Source organism: Streptomyces panaciradicis (assembly GCF_023516615.1).
GTDB lineage: Bacteria > Actinomycetota > Actinomycetes > Streptomycetales > Streptomycetaceae > Streptomyces > Streptomyces panaciradicis.
The window spans coordinates 1-6786 of the sequence record NZ_JAMGBF010000239.1; the positions used below are offsets into that span (position 1 = coordinate 1).

General features: G+C 70.8%; 5 protein-coding genes and 1 pseudogene. 3 read left to right on the plus strand and 3 right to left on the minus strand.

Features of this window, described 5'->3' with window-relative positions; all coding sequences use genetic code 11:
• A pseudogene (locus M8J74_RS42490) lies at positions 1–348 on the plus strand (aa3-type cytochrome oxidase subunit I); the annotation flags it as partial.
• The gene (locus M8J74_RS42495) at positions 345–680 is read left to right on the plus strand and encodes a hypothetical protein (protein ID WP_249841515.1); all 336 of its coding nucleotides are present in this window, start codon (positions 345–347) and stop codon (positions 678–680) included. The pseudogene M8J74_RS42490 and the gene M8J74_RS42495, both read left to right, overlap by 4 nt.
• A gap of 69 nt (positions 681–749) precedes the next feature.
• On the opposite strand, the gene M8J74_RS42500 is transcribed toward M8J74_RS42495, so the two are convergent.
• Positions 750–1412: a TetR/AcrR family transcriptional regulator gene (locus tag M8J74_RS42500; RefSeq protein WP_249841516.1), complete on the minus strand. Its 663-nt coding sequence runs from the start codon at positions 1410–1412 to the stop codon at positions 750–752.
• 176 nt (positions 1413–1588) lie between these two features.
• Here M8J74_RS42500 and M8J74_RS42505 point away from each other — a divergent pair, with 176 nt between their 5' ends.
• Positions 1589–2836, plus strand: a complete 1248-nt coding sequence (locus tag M8J74_RS42505; protein ID WP_249841517.1) for a YncE family protein — start codon at positions 1589–1591, stop codon at positions 2834–2836.
• A gap of 57 nt (positions 2837–2893) precedes the next feature.
• Here the strand turns inward: M8J74_RS42505 and M8J74_RS42510 are convergent, their stop codons facing one another.
• Together M8J74_RS42510 and M8J74_RS42515 are read right to left on the minus strand one after the other, a co-directional pair.
• Positions 2894–4750, minus strand: coding sequence for a cellulase family glycosylhydrolase (locus tag M8J74_RS42510; protein ID WP_249841518.1), 1857 nt, complete (start codon positions 4748–4750; stop codon positions 2894–2896).
• A gap of 94 nt (positions 4751–4844) precedes the next feature.
• The coding region (locus M8J74_RS42515; protein ID WP_249841519.1) for an elongation factor G at positions 4845–6786 on the minus strand (1942 nt) is incomplete at its 5' end.

Consider the following 6786-nt stretch of genomic DNA (forward strand, 5'->3'; position numbering starts at 1 on the left):
TTCCTGGTGCAGCACTGGCTGGGCGCCGAGGGCATGCAGCGCCGCATTCCCGACTATCTCGCGGTGGAGGGGCTCAGCACGCTCAACACGGTGTCCTCGGTCTTCTCGTTCCTGCTGGGCATGTCGTTCCTGCCGTTCTTCTACAACGTGTGGAAGACGGCGAAGTACGGCGAGAAGGTCGAGGTGGACGACCCGTGGGGTTACGGCCGTTCGCTGGAGTGGGCGACGTCCTGCCCGCCCCCGCGCCACAACTTCGCCTCGCTGCCCCGCATCCGGTCCGAGTCCCCGGCGTTCGACCTGCACCACGGCCAGGATGCCGCGCCTGCGCGGGAGTTGGCGACGTCATGAGGGGCGAGGACGCGCGCGTGCTGGTCAACGAGGTCGAGGGGCACCTGCTGATCGCCGCCGCCCGTGGGGACGGCCGCGCGGCCGCAGCGCGGTTCACCGCCCCCTTCGACTGGCTGACCCGGGCTCAACGGGAGGAGATCGAGCGGCGTTTCGAGGCGGAGTACCTCGCCCTCGCCCGCTCCTCCTGGGAGCTCACGGCCGAGCGGGCCCGCGCGGTGCGGGGCGAGTACGAGGAGGCCTACCGCGGTCTGCGGCGCCGCCTGCTGGCCGGCTGGCTGCTGGCATGCGCCGCGGCCGCGGCCGTCACCGTGCTGGTGGCACCGCTGCTGTAGCGGGCCCTGGTTCAGTGGGAGGTGGGCGGGCGGCGGCTCTGAGGCGCCGGACCGTCGTGCGTGGTGACCTCACCCGGCGGCGGGCTCCCACCCCGGCGGCCGCAGGATGCCCAGCAGCTGGCGGACCAGTTCGTCCACGACCTCGTCCAGGGTCGCGTCCACCCACCCCGCGCTCCAGTCGTGCAGCAGGCCGTTGACGCTGCCGATGAAGGCCGTCGCGGCGAGGCGGTAGTCGCGCGGCGCCGCCTCGCCGCGCGCGGCCAGCGTCTCGGCCTCGGCGCAGATGAGGTCGACCCAGTGGGCGCGGCGGGCCAGGCGCTGCTCCTCCATGCGCGGACTGACGCCGATGATCTCGACGAAGGCGATCCGGATGCGGCGGTGGTCGCTGGTGATGTTCGCGGCGTAGGCGCGGAAGAGCGCGGTCACGCGCTCGTCGATCGTCCGGTCCCGGGACTCTGCGAGCGCGGCCACCACCGCCTCCTCGGCCCAGCCGTTGACCTGCAGATGGAGGGCGGCCAGTACGTCCTCCAGGGTGCGGAACTCCTCGTAGAACTGCCGGGTGGACAGCCCGGCGGCCTCGCTGAGCGCCGCCACCGTCGTGGCCCGGTAGCCGGGGTCGGCGCCGAACAGCTCGAGTGCGGCGTCCAGGAATCTGCCGCGCCGCTCGGCCTGCCGCTGAGCGGCGGACTTGCCGCCGTACCGCCCGGTCGGCGCCTTGAGCCTCCCCGTCACGGGACCTCCCTGTCGAGTGATCCCTTGATTTTGTCGTGTACGCAGTCTTGTGGAGAAGGCCACCCCTTCCTTACTTTCCAGTAAGTAAGAGTCTGAACGCCGTTGTTTTCAGATTCCGCGAGCCGTCTTCATTTGGCATGCCCCTGTCGCCACGTCATCCAGAGGAGGGAGCAGTCATGCCTGCCCTCAGATCCAGGCACCTTTGCTCCGTAGCCGCCGCCCTCGCCCTGACCGTCTCCGTGCCCGCGACCGCCGCCACCGCGGACTCGTCCGCGGCGCTGCGCGAGGTGCTGTTCGTGGGCAACAACTGGGACGGCACCGCCACCGTCCTGAAGTCCTCCGGCGACTTCGCCAAGGTCGGGGAGATCAACGTCGTCCCCGACAAGGCGCAGCGCATCGCGGAGATCAACGCCGACCCCATCAAGTGGATCTACTACACGGCGATCCGCAACCAGGTCGGCCAGGGCCACGACCAGTACGTCGACGACATGTACTCCACCCCGGACGGCCGGTCGGTGGTGGTCTCCCGGCCCAGTTTCGCCGACGTCGTCTCCATCGACCTGGCCACCGACAAGATCAACTGGCGCTTCCCGGTGGCCGGTTACCGCGCCGACCACATGGCCGTCTCCCCCGACGGCACCAGGGTCGCGGTCTCGGCGTCCACCGCGAACAAGGTGCAGGTGCTGGACATCAACACCGGCAAGGAACTCGGGGAGTTCGGCACCGGGGACAAGCCGCACGAGAACGTCTTCACCAACGGCGGCAAGTACATCTGGAACATGTCGATCGGCGAGGTCACCAGCTCGCTCGACGACCCGTCGGCGGACTGGACCAAGGGCGACCGCCACATCACCGTCGTCGACGCCACCACGTACAAGACCGTCAAGACCATCGACATGCGCGACCGGCTGGACGCGATCGGCCTGAAGAACTTCTCCGACGCGGTCCGCCCGGCCGCGTTCACCCCCGACTGGTCGAAGATGTACTTCCAGGTGTCGTTCTTCAACGGCTTCCTGGAGTACGACATCGCCACCGACAAGATCACCCGGGTCAAGACGCTGCCCGCGAACCCGGCGACCAGCACCGACCGCACCACCTGGCTGCTGGACTCGCGCCACCACGGCATCTCGATGAGCCCCGACGGCACCAAGCTGTGCGTCGCCGGGACGATGGACAACTACGCCACCGTCGTCGACCGGGCCACCCTCCAGGAGGGGCCGCTCGTCACGGCGTCCACCCCGTACTGGGCCACCGTCAGCGGTGACGGCAAGGACTGCGTCATCTCCGAGAGCGGCGCCGACCAGATCACGGCGATCGACTTCGCCACCGGCCAGAAGGTCACGTCCGTGGCCGTCGGCGACCACCCGCAGCGCGTGCGGCTGGGCCACGTCCAGGCCGACTGGACGGGTCCGTCCGCGAGCTGACCGCGCGCCGACGGCGCCGGACCGCACGGTCCGGCGCCGTCGCACGGGCCGAGCCGGTCAGAAGCGGGCCGCCACCCAGGACGCCAGCTCGGACCGCGCCGCGGACAGCAGGGCCGCCGAGGGCGCCGTCGCCCCGTTGGTGACCAGCGCGTAGTGCAGGACACCCGAGTCCGCGTCGGTCAGCAGCAGCCGCCGGCTGCCCGTGCCGCCCGGTTCGGGAGCCGCCGCGACCGGGGCCGAGGCCGTGTAGGCCGGTGGACCGTACACCGCACCGAGGTCGGAGACGACTGTGGTGCCGGCGGTCGGGAAAGAGGCGGGCAGGTGCAGTTCCGTGGGCGCCGAGCCGCCGCCCGACCGCCACACCAGCAGCCCGTACTGGCCCGAGCCCACCAACTGCGCCACGTTCGGCAGCGAGTTCGGCACCGGGTTCCAGGTCAGGGTCGTCGAACCGTCACGGGAGCGGTCCTCGTAGGTGAAGGCGAGGGTCGTACCGGCCGTGGCGGCGGGGTAGACACGGTCGAGGAGCCGGGCGTCCTGACGAAGCGTCACCGCGCCCGAGTCGTCGAGCCTCACCGCCGAGAGGTCCTCGTCGTTCCAGGCGTCCCCGGAGGTCCGCACCTTGTCGGGATTGCCGTTCATGAGCTCGTGATGGCGGCCGTTGTAGAGGTCCCACTGCCACTGGTTGCCGGAGAGCACCGGGCCGGACGCGGACGGGTTGCTCCACCAACTCGAGCCTGGCTGACGGGAGTCGAGTGCCTGGTACATCGCCTTGTCGACCGTCGGGGCCTTGCCGGCCGTCGATCCCGACAGCGGATGGCCGAACTCGCTGACCACGGCGGCCGTTCCGGCGGCCGAGGCGCGGTCACGGACCGTGCCGAAGTCGCTCGCGTACTGACCGTCGGAGGCGTTGCCCCACATCAGGATGCCGGAGATGGCCTTCTGGTCGTAGAAATGGGTGTTGAAGACGTAGCGCGAGCCGAGCGTGCCCGCGTCGAGCAGGCCGCCCTCCTGCTTCTGGGAGGCGATGTTGGCGTTCCAGAAGAGGTTCGGCTCGACGAAGGCGGGCTTGTCCTGCCAGCCGGCCGCGTCCATCCGGGCACGGAACCGCTGGTAGAAGGGCCACAGCAGGTTCTGTTCCCAGGTGCGGCTGGTCTGGCCCGAGTCGTAGCTGCCGGCGTAGGGCTCGTTGTAGGGGTCGAAGCCCACGATGCCCGCGAACTCCGCGTCACCGAGGTGCTGCCGGACGTAGGCCATGGTCTTCTGGGCGGTGTCCAGGAAGGAGTCCTGCACGCCGTAGGCGTTGTGCCAGAAGTCGTACTGCGCCTTGGTCACGGCCTGGTTCTGGGTGATGTTCTGCCCCCAGAAGAGGCAGATGCCGCACGACTCCTGCGGATAACTCCCCAGGTCGACGGCCCACTTGGGGGCGCCGTCGCCCGTGTACCAGCTGCCCGAGTTGAACAGGTGGCGGGAGTAGAGGTCCTGGTGGAAGTCGGGGTAGACGCGGATGCCGGCGTCGAGGAAGGCCCGCATCTGGTCGGTGGCAGCGGCCAGGTAGGCCGTGTCGAGCGTGCCCCGGGTGGGCTCGGCGTACGCCCAGGACAGCAGGAAGCGGACGGAGTTGCCGCCGCCGAGGGCGCGCAGCGCGGTGGCCGACTTCCTGGCGTCGGCGACCGAGGCGAAGGGCAGGCCGCTGTTCTCCTCCAGCTTGGTCTCGCCGGAGACGTTGTAGCCGCGCAGCACGACCTCGCGGCCGTTTCCGTCGACGAACCGGCCGTTCTGCACGGTCAGGGGGGACTCGTCGAACCAGAGGGAGTCGGGGAGGGTGGCGGCGGTGGCGGACGGGACGCCCGCCACCGCGAGAGATCCGAAGAGGACAACCAGGACAACGAGCAGACGCGTCCGGATATTCGGCATGTCCACTACAGTCTGACCCTTTCCGGGCACCGTCAATACTTCTGACTCTTGAGTAAGTTTCAGGTTTTTTCGGCACGCGCCTTTCCCGGCCGCCTCAACTGCCCACTCGACGCGTCACGTTCAACAGGTACTCCCTGCGGTCGAGGGGGTTGTGGTCGGTGCGCGGGCGTTCCGGAACGGTTCCGTGGGTGATCGGCGCGTAGTGGTCGAAGGCGCTCTCCCACTCGCCCTCCCCGCGCGTGAGACCGGGCAGTCGCCGCCCGAGCACGTGCACCTCTCCGGCCGGGACCTCGCCCTCCAGCACGCAGACCGCTCCGCGCGTCTCGGTCGTACGGGGCACGGCCCGCGAGGCGGCCAGCACCGGCAGCAGGGCGCCCAGGGTGTCGGCAGGCGCCTCGACGCGGAAGCGGTGCATCGGCTCCAGGACGCGGGTGCCGGCCCGCCGCAGCGCCGCCATCAGGACGAGCGGCGTCAGCCCGCGGAAGTCGGCGCCGGTGCTCGACATGCTCTTGTCGAAGCCCTGGTGGGCGTGGCTCTGCCGGGGCGAGTAGCCGCAGTGGGTCATGGTGATGGTGCAGTCGCCGACCTGCCAGCCGTGCAGGCCCTGTCCGAGGGTCTCGCGGACGGTGTCCTCGACGGCCTTGAAGAAGGCGTACGGCATGGAGCCGAGCTCCACCTCCAGCCGGAAGCCGACGCCCGTGCCGGCGGGGGCGGGCTCGACGCGCAGTCCGACGGTGGCGAGGAAGGGGTTGGCGCCCTTCTTGTTGAACTCGACCGCCGCGCCCGTGCCGATCGGCCGCTCGACACAGATGACCGTGGACTCGCGGAAACCGACGTCGAGCCCGAACTCGTCGGCCAGGGTGGCCTGGACGACCTCCTTCTGCACCTCGCCGTACAGGGACACGGACAGCTCCTGGCGCACCTCGTCGTGGCGCAGGCCGATCAGCGGGTCCTGTTCGGCGAGCTGGGTGAGGGCGGTGTGCAGCCGGCGACCGTCCGCACCGGGGCCCGGCACGACGACCGTCTCCAGGGTCGGCGGCGCGAACAAGTGCCCGCAGTCCTTGCGGGGTTCGCCGAGGGCGTCGCCGATCCTGATGTCGGCCAGCCCCCACAGCCGGGCGATCCGGCCGGCCGGGACGGCGTCCACGCGCACGTCGGTGCCGTGGTCGAAGACGCTGACCGCGGTGACCCGGCCCGTCTCGCGGACCGTGCCACCCTCCCGCCCCTCCCCGAAGGGCACGCGGTCGCGGACGCGCAGGGTGCCGGAGAACATCCGGGCGTAGGCCACCTTCTCCCCCGCCGGCCCGCGTTCGACCTTGAAGACGGTGCCCGAGACCGGCCCGTCGGGGTCGCCGCCGGCCGGCGGCAGCAGGTCCCGGATGCCGGAGATCAGGGCGTCGACGCCCGCCCCGGTGACGGCGGAGCCGAAGTAGACGGGGTGGACGAGGGCGGAGCGGGACTGGGCGGCGAGGGCCTCGCGGACGGTGGAAGGTGACAGGGCGCCGTGCTCGACGTACTCCTCCAGCAGCCTCTCGTCATGGTCGGCGAGCACGTCCGCCGCCCCCGCCCCGAGCCCCGCGACGAAGCGCGCCCCGGGCGTCCCCGGGCCGTGCGCCTCACCCATCGGCACGATCGCCGGTGTGAGCCGCTCCCGGATCGCGCGCAGGACGCGTTCGCCGTCGGCCCCGCGGCGGTCGATCTTGTTCACGAACAGCAGGGTCGGGATGCGCAGCCGCTGCAGGGTCCGCATCAGGACGCGGGTCTGCGCCTGGACGCCCTCGACGGCCGAGACGACGAGCACGGCGCCGTCGAGCACGCCGAGCACCCGCTCCACCTCGGCGATGAAGTCCGGGTGGCCGGGGGTGTCGATGAGGTTGACCGTGGCGCCGTCGACGGGGAAGGAGACGACGGCGGACTTGATGGTGATGCCGCGCTGCCGCTCCAGCGCGAGGGTGTCGGTCCGGGTGCTGCCGTGATCGACGCTGCCGATCTCGTCGATCACCCCGACGGAGTACAGCAGCCTCTCGGTGAGGCTG

What these genes read in the sequence shown, in the direction of transcription:
- M8J74_RS42495 (WP_249841515.1), top strand. Translation starts at nt 345, where the DNA reads ATGAGGGGCGAGGACGCGCGCGTGCTGGTCAACGAGGTCGAGGGGCAC.
- M8J74_RS42505 (WP_249841517.1), top strand. Translation starts at nt 1,589, where the DNA reads ATGCCTGCCCTCAGATCCAGGCACCTTTGCTCCGTAGCCGCCGCCCTC.
- M8J74_RS42510 (WP_249841518.1), bottom strand. Translation starts at nt 4,750, where the DNA reads ATGCCGAATATCCGGACGCGTCTGCTCGTTGTCCTGGTTGTCCTCTTC.